The organism is Pelomicrobium sp. G1, assembly GCF_051905455.1.
Taxonomy (GTDB): Bacteria; Pseudomonadota; Gammaproteobacteria; order Burkholderiales; family UBA6910; genus Pelomicrobium.
Window position 1 is genome coordinate 1 of sequence record NZ_JBQACR010000203.1, and the last position, 341, is coordinate 341.

The 341-nt window shown below is 63.3% G+C and carries 1 protein-coding gene; it reads left to right on the top strand.

What is annotated here, in order from left to right; genetic code table 11:
• Positions 1–23: 23 nt before the first annotated feature.
• The coding region (locus ACTFO6_RS18175) for a hypothetical protein (protein ID WP_439935797.1) at positions 24–341 on the top strand (318 nt) is incomplete at its 3' end.

Consider the following 341-nt stretch of genomic DNA (forward strand, 5'->3'; position numbering starts at 1 on the left):
GCCTCATGAGAGGAGAAATGCAAATGGAAAATGCGCAGCCGCTCGAAGCGAAGGCCACGGCGGCCGACCAAGCTCAGCCCATCGCGCCGATCGGCCGGCTCAGCCGGCGAACAATTTTCATCGCACTGACGGTTGCGGGCGTCTCGTCCGGTCTGTTCTGGAGCTGGGACTGGTTGGTAACCGTTGGCCTGTCATCGTTTCTCGTGGCGCTGCTTCCGTGCGCGGCCATGTGCGCGGCAGGGCTGTGCGCGAGCCGACTCGGACAAAAGGGTTTCTGCTCGAGCAGCGCAGCAACACCGCCAGCCAAGGGGACTAATGGAGCCAACGATGTCCTGGCGGCT